The organism is Sharpea azabuensis DSM 18934 (assembly GCF_000702165.1).
GTDB classification, from domain to species: Bacteria; Bacillota_I; Bacilli_A; order Erysipelotrichales; family Coprobacillaceae; genus Sharpea; species Sharpea azabuensis.
In genome coordinates, this window is the sequence record NZ_JNKU01000014.1 from 14,531 (window position 1) to 28,994 (window position 14,464).

Annotated in this window: 18 protein-coding genes and 1 other annotated feature; all 18 genes read right to left on the bottom strand. The window is 36.9% G+C overall.

Translation table 11 applies throughout. The features are described from left to right. Positions 1 to 140: 140 nt before the first annotated feature. Entirely contained in the window at positions 141 to 731 is a 591-nt protein-coding gene (locus T529_RS0104240) for a class I SAM-dependent methyltransferase (RefSeq protein ID WP_033162380.1), read from the bottom strand. A 53-nt stretch (positions 732 to 784) separates the two neighbouring features. Next, positions 785 to 1,156 (bottom strand): 50S ribosomal protein L7/L12, encoded by a 372-nt coding sequence (rplL, locus tag T529_RS0104245; protein WP_033162381.1) that lies wholly within the window; start codon positions 1,154 to 1,156, stop codon positions 785 to 787. 35 nt (positions 1,157 to 1,191) lie between these two features. Beyond that, entirely contained in the window at positions 1,192 to 1,728 is a 537-nt protein-coding gene (gene rplJ / locus T529_RS0104250) for a 50S ribosomal protein L10 (RefSeq protein WP_033162382.1), read from the bottom strand. 42 nt (positions 1,729 to 1,770) lie between these two features. Then, positions 1,771 to 1,890 (bottom strand) — a sequence feature (ribosomal protein L10 leader region). Positions 1,891 to 1,901: 11 nt separating this feature from the next. Then, entirely contained in the window at positions 1,902 to 2,582 is a 681-nt protein-coding gene (rplA, locus tag T529_RS0104255; RefSeq protein ID WP_033162383.1) for a 50S ribosomal protein L1, read from the bottom strand. Between the two features lie 76 nt (positions 2,583 to 2,658). Continuing rightward, on the bottom strand, positions 2,659 to 3,078 hold the full coding sequence (gene rplK, locus T529_RS0104260) for a 50S ribosomal protein L11 (RefSeq protein ID WP_033162384.1): 420 nt from the start codon (positions 3,076 to 3,078) through the stop codon (positions 2,659 to 2,661). Between the two features lie 180 nt (positions 3,079 to 3,258). After that, positions 3,259 to 3,816: a transcription termination/antitermination protein NusG gene (gene nusG / locus T529_RS0104265; protein WP_033162385.1), complete on the bottom strand. Its 558-nt coding sequence runs from the start codon at positions 3,814 to 3,816 to the stop codon at positions 3,259 to 3,261. Between the two features lies 1 nt (position 3,817). Then, complete coding sequence (gene secE, locus T529_RS0104270) at positions 3,818 to 4,126, bottom strand: preprotein translocase subunit SecE (RefSeq protein WP_081823058.1); 309 nt, start codon at positions 4,124 to 4,126, stop codon at positions 3,818 to 3,820. Positions 4,127 to 4,137: 11 nt separating this feature from the next. Further along, positions 4,138 to 4,287, bottom strand: a complete 150-nt coding sequence (gene rpmG, locus T529_RS12750; RefSeq protein ID WP_074732215.1) for a 50S ribosomal protein L33 — start codon at positions 4,285 to 4,287, stop codon at positions 4,138 to 4,140. A gap of 82 nt (positions 4,288 to 4,369) precedes the next feature. Further along, on the bottom strand, positions 4,370 to 4,975 hold the full coding sequence (locus tag T529_RS0104275; protein WP_033162386.1) for a sigma-70 family RNA polymerase sigma factor: 606 nt from the start codon (positions 4,973 to 4,975) through the stop codon (positions 4,370 to 4,372). 10 nt (positions 4,976 to 4,985) lie between these two features. Continuing rightward, a complete protein-coding gene (gene rlmB, locus T529_RS0104280; protein ID WP_033162387.1) occupies positions 4,986 to 5,714 on the bottom strand; it encodes a 23S rRNA (guanosine(2251)-2'-O)-methyltransferase RlmB in 729 nt (242 codons plus the stop codon). Between the two features lie 44 nt (positions 5,715 to 5,758). Then, positions 5,759 to 6,160, bottom strand: a complete 402-nt coding sequence (locus T529_RS0104285; protein ID WP_033162388.1) for a Mini-ribonuclease 3 — start codon at positions 6,158 to 6,160, stop codon at positions 5,759 to 5,761. Beyond that, entirely contained in the window at positions 6,160 to 7,503 is a 1,344-nt protein-coding gene (gene cysS / locus T529_RS0104290) for a cysteine--tRNA ligase (RefSeq protein ID WP_033162389.1), read from the bottom strand. The genes T529_RS0104285 and cysS overlap by 1 nt, the downstream gene beginning before the upstream one ends. A gap of 285 nt (positions 7,504 to 7,788) precedes the next feature. Then, on the bottom strand, positions 7,789 to 9,216 hold the full coding sequence (glgA, locus tag T529_RS0104295) for a glycogen synthase GlgA (RefSeq protein ID WP_033162390.1): 1,428 nt from the start codon (positions 9,214 to 9,216) through the stop codon (positions 7,789 to 7,791). Continuing rightward, positions 9,216 to 10,331 (bottom strand): glucose-1-phosphate adenylyltransferase subunit GlgD, encoded by a 1,116-nt coding sequence (glgD, locus tag T529_RS0104300; RefSeq protein WP_033162391.1) that lies wholly within the window; start codon positions 10,329 to 10,331, stop codon positions 9,216 to 9,218. Before glgD ends, glgA begins: the two co-directional genes overlap by 1 nt. Before the next feature lie 14 nt (positions 10,332 to 10,345). Next, a complete protein-coding gene (locus T529_RS0104305) occupies positions 10,346 to 11,473 on the bottom strand; it encodes a glucose-1-phosphate adenylyltransferase (protein ID WP_033162392.1) in 1,128 nt (375 codons plus the stop codon). Positions 11,474 to 11,779: 306 nt separating this feature from the next. Next, positions 11,780 to 12,988, bottom strand: a complete 1,209-nt coding sequence (locus T529_RS0104310) for a bifunctional folylpolyglutamate synthase/dihydrofolate synthase (protein ID WP_033162393.1) — start codon at positions 12,986 to 12,988, stop codon at positions 11,780 to 11,782. Then, positions 12,988 to 13,644, bottom strand: coding sequence for a uracil-DNA glycosylase (locus T529_RS0104315; RefSeq protein WP_033162394.1), 657 nt, complete (start codon positions 13,642 to 13,644; stop codon positions 12,988 to 12,990). The genes T529_RS0104310 and T529_RS0104315 overlap by 1 nt, the downstream gene beginning before the upstream one ends. Continuing rightward, entirely contained in the window at positions 13,631 to 14,464 is an 834-nt protein-coding gene (locus tag T529_RS0104320; protein ID WP_033162395.1) for a Cof-type HAD-IIB family hydrolase, read from the bottom strand. Before T529_RS0104320 ends, T529_RS0104315 begins: the two co-directional genes overlap by 14 nt.

Genomic DNA, 14,464 nt, shown 5'->3' on the forward strand with positions numbered 1-14,464 from the left:
TGATGATCTCTAACTATATCAAAAACAGCACAAAAACACTGCTTTTATATATGAGTAGGCATTTTAAAATACTAGCATAGAGCATTATTCGTGTCAACCTTAAATTCAAAAGAATTTATTTTCATATATAGTCGGCAGTGTTATTTATAAGATTGTAAGATGTAATAGCCTTTTTCTCTGTTGATTACTGTTGCATTACCAAAAATATCTTCCATGAGTTTCTTGGCGCTAGGCGCTCCCTGTTTCTTTTGAATCACAATAACTAAGCGACCACCCTTATTCAGATGATCATAGCTTCCTGAGATGATAGCAGAGACAACTTTTTTTCCTGCACGAATAGGTGGATTTGATATGACTAAATCATATGTATCATGTACATTTTCATATACATCACTTTCAATAACATCTATTCCTTCTAGATTATTACACTTAATATTTTCTTTTGCAAGTGAAATTGCACGTTTATTGACATCAGTCATCAGTACTTGTAAATCTTCATGAACACTCTTTAAGGCAATCCCCATTGTCCCATAGCCACATCCAACATCAAGCATGCTTTTAGCATTCCCAATATCAATACTGTCCATTAAGACACGTGAGCCAAAGTCTAATCGCTGGCGGCTAAAGACACCATGATCAGTTGTATATATCAAGTGCTTACCCTGAAAATCATAAGTAATTGTTGCTGGTTCACTAATAACCGATTCATCATTTTCAAAATAGTGTGCCATATTGTAGAAAAAAGGTCCTAGAATCTAGGACCTCGTACTTTTACAGAGTTAAATTATTTAACTTCTACAGAAGCACCAGCAGCTTCTAACTGTTCTTTGATCTTAGCAGCTTCTTCTGGAGAGATCTTTTCCTTGATAGGAGCTGGAGCCTTGTCAACTAAGCCCTTAGCATCAACTAAGCCTAAGCCAGTGATTTCACGTACAGCCTTGATAACCTTAACTTTTGATGCACCAACATCAGTTAATGTAACTGTTACTTCGCTAGGACCAGCAGCTTCGCCAGCATCACCAGCAGCAGCAACTGCAACTGGAGCAGCAGCTGTAACGTCGAATTTTTCTTCGATTGCTTTTACTAAATCATTTAATTCTAAGATTGTAGCTTCTTCTAAATAAGCTAAAATTTCATCATGTGTTAATTTTGCCATTTTTCTTTTCCTCCGAATAATTGTTGTTGGCAGCCTTATTCAGCTGCAGGTGCAGCTTCTTCAGCTGCTGGGGCAGCACCTTCACGTGCTTCTGCTACTGCATTAATAACTCTGGCAACTTTTGCCATTGGGTCTTTTAAGCATGCAAGTAACATTGAGTACATACCTTTTCTGTCTGGTAACTTAGATAATTCTTGAATTTCATCTGTACCAACTAGTTTACCTTCTACGATACCTGCTTTGATTACTAAATTCTTGTGTGTTTTAGCGAATTTAGCTAATACTCTAGCAGGAGCAACAGCATCTTCGTGACCGAATGCTAATGCGTTAGGACCAGTTAAGTATTCGTCTAAGCCCTCATTACCAGTAGCTTCTGTTGCACGCTTTACAAGCTTGTTCTTGTAGATTTTGAATTCTACGCCTTCAGCTCTTAAAGCTCTACGAAGTTCAGTGGCTTCAGCAACAGTTAATCCACGGTATTCTGCGACAACGACAGATGAAGCGTTATTTAACTTGTCAGTAACTTCGTCAATAACGACCTGTTTCTGTGCTAATACTTCTTCCTTAGCCATGTTCTACCTCCATAAAAATATCTATTGCAACAATATACGGCAATGTGTATAAAAGAACACTTCCCACAATGAGGAAGTGTTGTCATTTGTTTGACAATACTACCTCGGTAACAAATTGAGACATACGTCAGTTACTGTCTGCGGTATATTGATTGCATCAATTAATTAGGCAATTAAGCCTGTACTTTTACTGCAGGGCCCATAGTAGCGCTCATAGCGATATTAAGGATGTAAGTTCCCTTTGCAGTAGATGGTTTCACTCTTAAGATTAAGTCATGAATAGTGTTATAGTTTTCTAATAACTGTTCATCAGTGAATGAAGCACGTCCCATAGGTACGTGTACGTTACCATCTTTGTCAGTTCTATAGTTTACCTTACCAGCTTTAGATTCTTCTACAGCCTTAGCAACGTCCATAGTAACTGTACCAGTCTTTGGGTTTGGCATTAAGCCCTTAGGACCTAATACTCTACCATAACGACCTAACTTAGCCATCTGGTCAGGAGTAGCAATTAAAACATCAAAGTTTAATTCACCCTTGCTGATAGCATCTAATACTTCTTCAGCACCTACGTTATCAGCACCAGCTGCTTTAGCTTCTTCAGCCTTAGCACCTTCAGCTAATACCCAAACTGTTTTTGATTTACCAGTACCGTGTGGTAATACAACGGCACCACGTAACTGCTGATCAGCATGACGTGTATCAAGATTTAAATTGAATACAACATCAATACCTTCATCAAATTTAGTCGTAGCAGTCTTCTTTACTAAAGCAACTGCTTCTTCTGCGCTATAAAGCTTGCCTTTTTCGATTAATTTAGCAGCTTCTAAATACTTCTTACCTTTTTTTGCCATTTTCTCATTTCCTCCTAAGTGGTTTTAGCGGTTTGACCTCCCACTATAATGACGGAACATATCCATCACAAAATTACTAAGCGTCTAATCCTTCACATTTAACGCCCATGTTACGAGCTGTACCAGCAACGATTCTCATTGCTGCTTCAATATCATTTGCGTTAAGATCAGGCATCTTGTATTCTGCGATTTCTCTTAACTTATCTGCAGATAAAGTAGCAACTGTCTGTTTAGAGTCAGAAGCTGCCTTCTTTAAGTTACATGCCTTCTTGATCATTTCTGCTGCAGGAGCTGTTTTTGTAACGAAGTCAAATGACTTGTCTTCATAAACTGTTAAAACAACTGGTACTGTTTCGCCTGCACGATCTCTAGTCTGATCGTTGAATGCAGTACAGAACTTAGGCATCTGAATGCCTGCACCTGCAAGTGCTGGACCTGGTTTAGCTCCGCCAGCTGGGAACTGAATCTTCATGATTCTTACAACTTTTTTACTCACGCGATTCGCCTCCTATAAAAATTTAGTTCGCGCCGTGGTCAGAAAGGACAATGTCCTCCCACGTCTTTGGTACACCTAAAGTACCGAAGTTCACTATACAATAACCTTTCCTTAAATGCAACACTATTTTTTAAAAAATCATGCACCTATCAAAGAAAAAAGAGATCTCAATTCGATCTCTTATAAATTCACCTTTTCCATAGCTACTAAATCAGTATCTACTGGTGTCAAGTTACCAAGGAATTCGACAAGTACAACACCTGTCTCTTTATCTTCATCAATAGAATCAACCTTACCAACCTTACCAGCAAAAGGACCAGACAAGATTTTCACTTCATCACCTACACCAAAGTCTAATTCAACCTTGTTTGTAGCTAAGCCCATTTGTTTTAAAATTGGATCAATTTCATGCTTGCCAAGTGGGAATGGCTTTGCCCCACCACCTGAAGATCCAATAAAGCCTGTAACACCAGGTGTATTTCTAACAACATACCAAGCTTCATCAGTCATAACCATTTCAACTAATACATAACCAGGCCAGATTGTTGTTTCTTTATTGATCTTTTTACCATCTTTAATTTCCGTTTCAACGTGTGTTGGAATGAGGATATTATAGACAAGATCCTGCAAACCCATTGATTCAATACGTTTTTCTAAGTTTTCTTTTACTTTATTTTCATGTCCAGAATAAGTATTAACGACATACCACATTCTGCCTTCATCATTCATATCTGCCATATTAATTCATCCCCAATGCTTTCAAAATTAATGCAATAACAGCATCACTTGCATAGAAGAACAAACCAAGAATAAATGTAAAGACCAGAACAATACCAGAATCAATGGCAAGTTCTTTTCCTGTAGGCCAGTGTACATTCTTAAGTTCTTCTCTAATACCTTTTAGTGAAAACCATTCTTTGAATTTTAATGGATTTTCATCAATTGTTTCTGCAAAAGCATTTTCACGCTGAATTTTACGTGCCTTACGTAATTCCTTGCGTTCCTGCTTTCTTTTTTCTTTTAGCGCTTGCTTTTCATCTTTATCCATAGATCATACTCCTATTTCGATTCACGATGCAAAGTATGCTTGCCACAACGTTTACAATATTTATTGAGTTCTAGACGCTTTACATTCGTTCGCTTGTTTTTATATACAGTATAATTACGAGATAAACACTCAGTACATACTAAAATTACTTTTTCTCTCATCGTGCCACCTCTCATGCCACTCTAATTTATCACAATATATACATTGAGTCAAATTGATTTTTTTCGATAGATACACATCTTTCTACTTCTCACTAGCTGCCCGACGCAACTTAACTAGCAAGCGATAAACGATATTGTAAACAGCTTTTTTATCGAGTTGTAAGATTGTGCTTATTTCATCTTTACGATAGCCATCTTTAATGAGCTGGAAGACTACTTTTTCAAGATTATTCATTCGATGCTCTTCATAGCGATTAATAGCAAGAAGCATTTCATTAATTTTATATGCGCTATCTGGCTTATATGTCGCCCTTGAGTCAGCAATGACTTCTTCAAACTTCTTCTTATTCGTATAAGCAATCTGGCTATCAAGTGATATTTCATATTCGCACGCTTCTTTAAGTTTCTTATTTCTTCTTACTTCGGATTGAATGCAACGAATTGTACATAGGCCAATATAGGTCGAAAGCTTCGTTTTCATATCTTCACGATATGCATAAAGCGCATGATCAAAACAAAGCATAGCTTCTTGCGTAATATCCTCATCCTCAAGGCCATCATTAAGATAGTGGTATTTCTTTGTCATACAACGTATAAACTGATAGAAATAATCATAAAGAGCATCACGCGCTTTCATATCCCCACAGCGTGTTAAAAATAATAATTCACTAAAATTCAATTCTCCCATAATAACTCCCCTAAAGCGGGTGACGTGAGTTATAGACCTGATAGAGTAATACAGCAGTAGCAACTGAAGCATTAAGACTAGTAACATGTCCTGCCATAGGCAAAATGACATTGATATCACAATGCTTCTTGACATTATGGCTGATGCCATAACCTTCTGAGCCAATGACGAGAACAGTAGGCATATTGTAATCTACCTGACGATAATCCTGGGCTTCTTCATTTTCACATGCAACTGCCCAATAACCTTCTTCTTTAAGCTTGTCGAGTGTACGACTTAAATTTGTCACCTGGGCTACTGGAATATAATCAATAGCACCTGTTGATACCTTAGCAACAGTTGGTGTTAAACCGACAGAGCGATTTTTACCGATAATCACACCATCAACCTCAGTTGCATCACAAGTTCTTAATATGGCTCCGAGATTATGTGGATCTTCCAATCCATCAAGCATTAAGAGTAGTGGCTGCTTGTCTTTAGGAATCGAACTTAAGATATCATTTAAAGGCGTATAGTCATACCCATCCGTGAGTGCTAGTACACCTTGATGATTGCCCTTACCTGCTTTCTCACTGAAATACTTTCTATTATCAGTCACCCGATATTGTATTTTATTCTTTTTTGCCAGTTCCATTAAATCATCGTTACGATTGCCTTTTAAAAAGACAAGCTCATCGATACGCTTATGATTACTGATCAATTCTCGGATTGTATTTCTGCCATAAATCCACTGTTTCATCTTAACCTAATTTCCTCAATTTCTTTCAAATTTCCTTAAAAGAGCTACTTTCCACGCAGTTTTTTCAGTTTATGCTCATCTACTGCTTCCACAAAGTAAGCAAAAATCTCATTAATACGTTCATCATTGCCTTCTAAATGCAATGTCCCAATAATGGCCTCAAAGCCTGTTGACTGATTATGGATAATCACATTTTTCGCTTTTCTGCCCTTCGTATTACGTCCTCTTTTATAAATCGCAATTTCTCTTTCTGTTAAGAAATTGTTTTGCATGGCAAGGTGTACAAATTCCGCCTGAGCATAGGCAGATACATATTGCACACTGCGCTTCTGTAGTTCATTGACCCTGACCACGCCCTTTTCCAACAAATAATCTCTTACCAGCACTTCAAAGACAGCATCACCAATATAGGCGAGAGCAAGAGAATTTAGTAATTCCGCTCTCATTAAAGAATTCCTTTCGCACTCAATTGTGCTCTAAGCTTATCTGCTTCTTCAAAATTCTTTACTTTCTTATAAGCATTCCATTGATTATAAAGATCAATATCTTCATCACTTAAAACAACACCATCAAACTTAAAGCCAAGCACATCAAGCATAGCCTGCAATGTCGCATATTCATCAGCAATCAATTCATTATCCTTTTCGCGTACACGCATAACCTGATTAAGAACTTTCACCTGATCTAAGACTTCTGTCATCGCTAATGAAGTATTTAAGTCATCCGATAATGCCTCTACCATATGGTCAACAACTTCTTTTTTAGCCAAGCCCTCCTCAATACGATTAACAGCTAAATAGAGTGAAGTATTCTTCACAACATTTTCAATCTTGGCTATTTCTTTCTTGGTTGTTTCAAGAACTTCATCAGTGAAATTCAAAGTCTTACGATAATGTGTTGAAAGCATTAATCCCTTGTAGACATTGACGCCAAGCTTTACAAGCAAGTCTTTTGCCCACAAGACATTACCAAGTGACTTACTCATTTTTTCACCATTGATATTGATCATCTGGTTATGCATCCAGTAGTTAGCAAGATGGGTATTTGAATAAGCAATGGCCTGAGCAATTTCATTTTCATGATGTGGGAATTTCAAATCATATCCACCCCCATGAATATCAATGAGCCCTCTGCCAAAGATATCATTAATCATTACAACACATTCAGTATGCCATCCTGGTCTTCCTTTTGACCATGGTGAATCAAACTGAATGCCTTCATTAGTCTTCTTCCATAAGGCAAAATCAAGTGAACTTTCTTTCTTATCATCATCTTCTGTTGATGTTCTTTCACTTGCTCCCTGGATTAAATCTTCGACATGAATACCGGACAAATGACCATAATCTTTAATCTTTGAGACACGGAAATAGACATCCCCCTGTGATTCATAAGCATAGCCCTTCTCAATCAATGCAGCAACAAAGGCAATAATCTTATCCATTGTTTCAGTAACACGAGGGGTATGTGTAGGTGTTTCAATATTTAGGCCATTACGTACATCTTCATAAGCTTTAATATATTTTTCTGTCAGTTCTTTCTCACTTACGCCTTCTTCCTTGGCTTTCTTGATAATCTTGTCATCAACATCAGTATAGTTTGATACAAAAGTGACATCATAGCCAAGATATTCGAATGTTCTTCTTAAGACATCGAAGATAATCATTGGTCTTGTATTACCAATATGAACATAGTTATAAACAGTAGGTCCACATACATAGATTCCTACCTTACCTTCTTCAATTGGTTTAAATTCTTCTTTCTGATTTGTGAATGAATTGTAGATTTTCATAAATTCCTCCTAAAAAAAGGTCTTGTCTAGAGATTATCCACCCTAAACAAAACCATCTCTTTTAACGCAAGTCTACGTCCCCTCTTTGCAAGGAGCTCAGTCAGGGGCATCCAGTGTATCCTTACAAGCTGCTTTCACCATCCAGCTCTCGCTACAGTCTTCCAACACCTTCATTCCTGCCTTTAATTTATTTATATCTTAGCAAACTTCCTAGCTTGCTTCAAGCTAAACACACGAAAAGCACATCCTTGAAGTGAAAGAAAGGAAGGTCATTGACCTTCCTTTCTAAAGTAATGATGAAAAGACTCTTATATATTGTTCACTTGAATGATCCCAATCTAAGTTTTCTTGCATGCCTCTTACGACTAAGTCATGCCACTTATCTTTCATATCATAATAAACATGAAGGGCATAATCAATTGTATCAAGCATTTCATGGGCATTGTAGTTTGCAAAGCTAAATCCTGTTCCCGTGTTTTCATATTCATTGAATGGTACAACAGAATCTTTCAAGCCACCTGTCTCTCTGACAATTGGTACTGAACCATAACGTAAAGCCATCATTTGTGATAAGCCACATGGTTCAAATAATGAAGGCATAAGGAACATATCCGTCGAAGCATAGATACGTTGTGCAAGTGCTCCATCATATTTCAAATTCAAAGAGAATTTATCAGGATATCTTGAAGCAAAGTTTTTAAGTGGTTCTTCATACTTAGCATCACCAGCACCAAGTACAACAACCTGAACTTCACGTTTCATCAATTCTTCAAAACGATTAATAATCAGATCAAGTCCCTTTTGCCATGTCAATCTTGAAACAATACCAATTAATGGTATATCGGCATTCTGTGGCAAGCCAACTTCTTTTTGTAGAGCAAGCTTGTTTTTCATCTTCATTTCATTCACATTGGAACTATTGAAATGATAGCTAAGATCTGGATCAGTTTCTGGATTAATCGTTTCATTATCAATACCATTCAAGATACCAACAAGATCATGACGACGCATATTCAAGATACTTTGTAAGCCTTCGCCATAAGCATCAGTTAGAATTTCATTGGCATATGTAGGTGAAACAGTCGTAATTAAATCCGCATAAACGATTGCTGCTTTCATCATATTCATGCAGCCATCATTACGTAAATTACCATTGTAATAAAGATAATTATCAAGACCAAAGAGATCCTGTAAAAGTCTTGGATCACACTTACCTTGGTAAGCAATATTATGAATTGTAAATGTCACTTTGACATTCCCATAGAAATCACAATAGCAATATCTTTCTTTATATAGAGGAGCAATCATAGCTGCCTGCCAGTCATGTAAAGAAAGGATATCGGGCATAATATCTAAACGTGACAAGCATTCCAAAACTGCAAAGTCATAGAATGCAAAACGTTCATAGTCATCATCATATCCATAAAGCCCAGGTCTTCTAAAATATTGTTCATTATCAACAAAATAATATGTCACACCATCATGTTCAGCCTTGAAGACACCACAATAACATCTTCTCCAGCCAACCCATAAATAGAAATTCGTCACATATTCTAATTGATCATTGTATTTCAGATCCTGATATTTAGGCAAGATGACATAACATTCATGTCCTTTTTTAGCAAGTGCTTTTGGCAAAGATCCTATTACATCAGCAAGTCCGCCCGATTTAATATAAGGTTGTGCTTCACCAGCCGCAAATACTATTCTCATTAAACAACGTCCCCTTCTTTAATAAAGAGCGGTTCTTTTACTTCACCTTTCAGATTCTTCATGTTCTTAACTCTTGCATGTTTATCCATAATGACATTTTCAAGTACTGAACCTGGATCGATTACTGAGCCAGAGAAGATGATAGAATTCTTAATAACAGCACCTTCACCAACAATAACATCACGACCAATAATAGAATGTTCAACTGTACCGTTGACAACAGCACCATTAGCAATCATGCTGTCACGTACTGAAGCATGTTCTTTATATTTAGTTGGTGGTGTATCGTTTGTATTTGTGAAGATTGGCCAGTTTGTATGGAAGACTTGGGTAGAAACTTCATAGTTCAAGAATTCAAGACATACATCAAAGTAAGCATGATAATTATTGATGCATCTCACATAGCCTTTATATTCATAAATACCAATTCTTCTTTCATCAAGTGAATATGCAAGCATATCTCTAATTGAATAGAATGGAGAAACTTTTTCAGCATTCTTTAAGAAAGTTGCAAAAGCTTTAGCAGAGAATACATATGTTTCAAGAGAGATCATACGATTCTTCGCATTGCCCATATTTGTTTCAAGCTGAGTGACAAGCTTTGTATCGCTATCTAACTTAACATAGTCACAGCCAATCCATTTCTCGTCTGCATTTTTCACTTTCTGTGTAGCGATTGTCACTGCATTACCACTTGCTGCATGTGCTTCAACAAGTTCAGAGAAATCCATTGTATTGATGATATGTGCAGGTGCAACAACAACATAATCAGGTTTATTTGTTTCAAAGAAAGCGATGTTTTCGATAATGTTATTGATATCATTATTATACATGCCATTACCAGCATATTTTTCATCATATAATAACTGTACGCCACCATTCTTACTATTGAAATTCCATGCATTACCATTAGCCATATGTTTGAATAATGATCTAGGTTTTTCCTTGATCAAAACACCAACATTGTCAATATTTGAATTAGAGAAGTTTGATAAAACCAAATCAATGATTCCATAACGTCCTAAGAAGCTAACTGAAGCTAGTGGACGTCTTTCAGTAAGTCCCTTTAAAGAGACATCTGAGTGTAAGTTTACATAACCTATTACTTTAGCCATTCTGATATCCCTCCTTAAAGACTATTGTTGCTGATAAGAGCAACATCTTTCTGTTCTTCATTAATTTTTGTGCCAGCTTTAATAGTTACATTTTCATCAACAATTGCCTTGTAGACTTCTGCGCCTTCTTCTACAAGTACGCCTGGAAGCAAGACAGAATCAACAACTTTAGCTCCCTTGCCTACAAATACATTTGCTGAAAGGACTGAACCTGTTACCGATCCATCTACTGTACAGCCCTGGTTTACGAGTGAATTAGAAATCTCGGCATCAACACCTAATACCTGTGGCTTTGCAAGTGTATCTTCACCATAGATCTTCCAATCTTTCTTTGTATTGTAAAGATCCAATGTATTCTTGTCATCAAGCAAGTCCATATTAGCCTGCCATAATGATTCAACAGTACCAACATCTTTCCAGTAACCCTTGAATTCATAGGCATATAAACGCTTATTATCAGCAAGCATATCAGGAATAATATTCATACCAAAGTCATGCTTACTATCAGCTTTCTTAGCATCTGCCAATAAGTATTTTCTTAATTCCTTATATGTGAAAATATAAATACCCATTGATGCTAATGTAGATTTTGGTTTTTCAGGCTTTTCTTCAAATTCATAAATAGAGCCATCTTCATTTGTATTCATGATACCAAAACGACTAGCTTCCTTTAAAGAAACGTTCAATACAGCTACCGTTAAATCTGCATTCTTCTCCTTATGAGCAGCAAGCATTTCTGCATAATCCATCTTATAGATATGGTCACCTGAAAGAATGAGAACATATTCAGGATCATATTGATCTAAGAAATCAATATTCTGTCTAATGGCATCTGCTGTACCTGCATACCAGTTTGCACCATCAGCACCTTCTCTTGCAGGTAAGATGGCTGCTAATGAATTGTTACCATCAAGCCCCCACTTAGTACCAGCACCAACATATTCTCCAAGTAATACTGACTCATATTGTGTCAATACGCCTACTACATCAATGCCAGAGTTTGCGCAGTTACTTAAAGGGAAGTCAATAATACGATACTTTCCTCCGAAGTGCACTGCTGGCTTCGCTACTTTTGCCGTTAATTCTTTTAGACGGCTACCACGGCCACCTGCAAGAATCATAGCGACTAATTCTTTTCCCATTTGTTTCTCCTCCTAAATTTTGTAATCGCTTTCTTTATATATTCTATCACATTGGATAAAACATATGAAGTTAATTCAGACAAATACAAAAAGCACTTTATAAAGTCTAAACGTGGTTTAAAGTCGACAATCCCTCCCTAGGATCGAGTTCGTTCTACCACCGCTTACATTATATCACATTTTTGAGAGAAATAAGATTCAAATCTATACTTCTTCAAGATATTTTCTTAAATGAGAAATATACGAATACTTTATAAATATGAAAAAACTGAAACAAACAACGTTCATTCCAGTTCTATAGAATCTTTATGCTTCTTCAAGATATTTTCTTACCGTTGAAATAAAATGTAACGAGCCCGTCACAACAACAAGATCATGTTTTAAGGCAGCAGTCTTAAGTGCATCTTTATATGATGCTGTATAAACCATCATATCCGTATCTTGCACCATCTTCTTTAGTGACCCATCCACACGTTCATCATTGAAGCTTGTCACATAGATTGAATAAGGTGTATGAGCTAGTTCCCCGAGCATTTCTTCAACCTGCTTATCCTTCAATGCCGAAAAGACAATCCCGATATCCTGCTGTTCAATACATTTAAGTGTCTCAAGAAGGCTTTGCAAGCCGGGAATATTGTGTGCTCCATCTATAATCACAGGCTTATTGAGATATTGCATCTTTTCAAATCGTCCTGGCCAGCTTGTATTTTCAACAGCTTTAATTGTTTTGTCATGGTCTAATGTGATTAATCTTGAAGCAATAGTCAAGGCTAAGCGGGCATTGCTAACCTGGTAAATACCCTGATCTTTCAGTGTGATATCCATATCACGATATTGGAATTCAAATGGATAGTGGGTTGTTTCATATTCAGGAACGACAATCATTGTTGCATCCATAACATCACATTGTTCCTGCAAGCGTGCTAATATCGTTCCCTTTGTCTCACTTGTGACAAAGAGATTTCCTCTTTTGATAATACCCATTTTCTCATTGATGATATCAAATAAGGTTGGACCAATCTGTTCTATATGATCCATGCCTATATTCGTAATGGCACTAATCTTTGAATCAATAACATTTGTCTTATCATGCTCGCCTCCAATTCCACATTCAATGATACGAAAATCTAATGGCTGTGTATCAAAGTAATCAAGCATAATCAAAGTATCGATTTCAAACATACTCAGATGTTCTCTTTCAATCACATCATAGTATTTATTTATATAGTATAGTAAAGCTGTATCACTGATTGGTGTTCCATCAATGCAGATACGATCATTATGCTTTACAAGATATGGGGAAGTGAAAGTCCCAACCTTATAGCCATGAGCGTTTAAAATAGCTCTCAGGTAATTCACGGTACTGCCTTTACCATTTGTACCAGCAATATGAATCATATTCTTCTGATGCACATTGATATGCAGTTCATCTAAAGTTTTCTGAAAATCTTCAATCGTACGTTTATGACGTTGACTTTCAATATATTCAATAGCACTTTTTACACTATAAAACATTATTCAATCCCCCAGTCTATTGGTGATATGCCATTTGCTTCTAGAAAGGCATTCGTTCTTGAAAATGGTCTTGAGCCAAAGAAGCCACGTGATGCACTTAATGGTGAAGGATGGGCAGACTCAATGACACAATGTTTATTTAAATCAATCATGCTTTTTTTCTTTCTTGCCGCATTGCCCCAAAGGATAAAAACAAGTGGCTTTTCACGTTCATTCATGACTTCAATAATGTGGTCCGTAAAGATTTCCCATCCCCTTCCAGCATGGGAAAAAGCCATACCCTCCTGCACTGTTAAAACAGTATTAAGCAATAATACCCCCTGTTTTGCCCATGAAGTTAAATCGCCATGGTTGGGAATATCAATGCCAACATCATTATGAGCTTCTTTGTAGATATTGACAAGTGATGGCGGAATACGTACCCCCCTGTTGACAGAAAAAGCTAAGCCATTGGCCTGATGAAGTTCATGGTAAGGGTCCTGCCCAAGTATAACAACCTTGATATCTTCATAGTCACAAAAATTAAAGGCATGATAGATCTGTTTATGTGGCGGGAAGATTGTATGTTGGTGGTAAGCATCTTCAACAAACTGATGAAGTTCCTGATAATAGGGCTGTGTTGCCTCATTCGCAATAATTTCTTTAAATGTCTTCATGGTAGATAAATTTACGGATTAATTCAGCAACAACGCCTTCATTATTATCAGCCTTTGTCACATAATCCGCCTCCTTCTTCACATCATCAACACCATTGGCAGCAACAACCGATAAACCTGCCACCTTCAACATACTCAGGTCATTATAATTGTCACCAACTGCAATTGTTTCTTCAATAGGAATGGAAAGACGTTCAGCCAGGTCTTTTAAACCTTCCCCCTTATCCACACCTAATGCATTAAATTCCATATAACGATTAGAACTGTAGCTAATAGCACAATAGCCATCAGTAATATGTTTAATCTTTGGCTCTAGGCTCATCAGATATGGAACATCGATGTTCTGGAATAAGATCTTAGCGATGGGCTCATCTTTTAAGAAGTCCACACTGTCTTCTTCAGGATAGATGGCATCAAGCTTCTGGGAAGCCAGGCGTTCTCTTTCACTTTCTGACAAATGATAAATATAGAGCGTTGTATTGGTATAAACATGGATGCAGACATCCTGCTTTAAGCCAAATTCAAAGATTTCTTTCATCTTCTCAAACGGTAAACCATGCCAATCTAAGAGATGATAATCACTATTTTCTGTTAATGCTCCGCCATTAAATGAAAGGGTATATTCATGAGGCTGCTTATAGAGCTGCAATTGTTTAAGTTCAGGTAAAATCTGCATATAGCCTCTTCCCGTTGCTGGGACAAAACGTACATTATGTTCCCTGCGGGCTTTTTGAATCCAATAGATATTCGTATCAGGTACTAAGTGATCATCATTTAATAGTGTTTCATCTAAATCACAAGCAATTAATTTATATTCCAT

Coding starts and splice junctions, on each gene's coding strand:
- cysS (WP_033162389.1), bottom strand. CDS start 7,503: ATGAAAATCTACAATTCATTCACAAATCAGAAAGAAGAATTTAAACCA.
- rlmB (WP_033162387.1), bottom strand. CDS start 5,714: ATGAAACAGTGGATTTATGGCAGAAATACAATCCGAGAATTGATCAGT.
- nusG (WP_033162385.1), bottom strand. CDS start 3,816: ATGGCAGATATGAATGATGAAGGCAGAATGTGGTATGTCGTTAATACT.
- rplJ (WP_033162382.1), bottom strand. CDS start 1,728: ATGGCTAAGGAAGAAGTATTAGCACAGAAACAGGTCGTTATTGACGAA.
- rplL (WP_033162381.1), bottom strand. CDS start 1,156: ATGGCAAAATTAACACATGATGAAATTTTAGCTTATTTAGAAGAAGCT.
- rplA (WP_033162383.1), bottom strand. CDS start 2,582: ATGGCAAAAAAAGGTAAGAAGTATTTAGAAGCTGCTAAATTAATCGAA.
- glgD (WP_033162391.1), bottom strand. CDS start 10,331: ATGGCTAAAGTAATAGGTTATGTAAACTTACACTCAGATGTCTCTTTA.
- T529_RS0104310 (WP_033162393.1), bottom strand. CDS start 12,988: ATGTTTTATAGTGTAAAAAGTGCTATTGAATATATTGAAAGTCAACGT.
- T529_RS0104240 (WP_033162380.1), bottom strand. CDS start 731: ATGGCACACTATTTTGAAAATGATGAATCGGTTATTAGTGAACCAGCA.
- rpmG (WP_074732215.1), bottom strand. CDS start 4,287: ATGAGAGAAAAAGTAATTTTAGTATGTACTGAGTGTTTATCTCGTAAT.
- T529_RS0104320 (WP_033162395.1), bottom strand. CDS start 14,464: ATGGAATATAAATTAATTGCTTGTGATTTAGATGAAACACTATTAAAT.
- T529_RS0104285 (WP_033162388.1), bottom strand. CDS start 6,160: ATGAGAGCGGAATTACTAAATTCTCTTGCTCTCGCCTATATTGGTGAT.
- T529_RS0104305 (WP_033162392.1), bottom strand. CDS start 11,473: ATGGGAAAAGAATTAGTCGCTATGATTCTTGCAGGTGGCCGTGGTAGC.
- T529_RS0104275 (WP_033162386.1), bottom strand. CDS start 4,975: ATGGGAGAATTGAATTTTAGTGAATTATTATTTTTAACACGCTGTGGG.
- secE (WP_081823058.1), bottom strand. CDS start 4,126: ATGGATAAAGATGAAAAGCAAGCGCTAAAAGAAAAAAGAAAGCAGGAA.
- T529_RS0104315 (WP_033162394.1), bottom strand. CDS start 13,644: ATGAAGACATTTAAAGAAATTATTGCGAATGAGGCAACACAGCCCTAT.
- glgA (WP_033162390.1), bottom strand. CDS start 9,216: ATGAGAATAGTATTTGCGGCTGGTGAAGCACAACCTTATATTAAATCG.